1 protein-coding gene is annotated in these 846 nt (G+C 42.1%); it reads right to left on the bottom strand.

Annotation, left to right across the window (positions count from 1 at the left end; translation table 11 throughout):
* Window positions 1-748, bottom strand: a 748-nt coding sequence (locus AAEZ00_RS20560; RefSeq protein ID WP_351089719.1) for an ISAs1 family transposase, incomplete at its 3' end; no start/stop codon positions are given.
* Window positions 749-846: the final 98 nt, after the last annotated feature.

Below are 846 nucleotides of genomic sequence, written 5' to 3'. Positions count from 1 at the left end.
ACTTTGAAAAGTCACCGAGTAAGTTTTTACTATCAATAACATAGCACTGTCGACACTCAGTACGTCCGTGACCGTGTTCAATTACGGATTTGTCCGTATTGTTAGCTCGCTGGAAAGCGAAGGCTTTTACTATTGCTTCGCGCAGCTTTCCCTGATTACTTTTAACGGCAAGCAGATAATCACCACCTTGGTCCACAATGGTTTTTGCTATCTTTGTTTGACAAGCCATCGCATCGATAGTCACTAACGCCCCTTTGATATCGAGCATTTTTATCAACTCAGGAATAGCTGTTATCTCATTACTTTTTTGTTCTGTTTTAAGCTGACCAAGTACTAATTTGTTTGATGAAGCATAAGCACTAATCATGTGTATGGTACTGGCTCTATCTTCACGATTGTATGACCCTCGAAGCGTTTTTCCATCGATAGCAATGACTTGGCCTTCAGTAAGGGTGTGTATCGAAGACATCCAATTGATAAAACATTGGTGAAACTGCTCAGGTTCAATGGTTGATATAATACGAGCAATCGTGTCATCAGCGGGAATGCCGTTCATGAAGAGGTTGTTGTTTTGAAACCAATCATGATGCCCAAGAATGTATTCGCGAATGTCAAACCAGCCTTTAGCGCCTGCGATAACGGCACATAGCGAACCAAACAGCACCTCAAAGAGGCAATAGGTCACTTTAGCCCCCTGGCGCTGGTCTGTTATTGTTTGGAAATGCTCTTTGAAGTGGTCAATATGCATGGTGTGCTCCCGAAAAAAGGGAGTATAAGATCATAGCGAGATGTTAACGTCAAATAGTGAGTTAAATTGTTTAAAAAACGTTCACGATCTCGCCCTGG

Source organism: Shewanella sp. S1-49-MNA-CIBAN-0167 (assembly GCF_040310145.1).
Taxonomy (GTDB): Bacteria; Pseudomonadota; Gammaproteobacteria; order Enterobacterales; family Shewanellaceae; genus Shewanella; species Shewanella psychromarinicola.
This window is presented reverse-complemented; position numbering and strand designations above follow the sequence as displayed.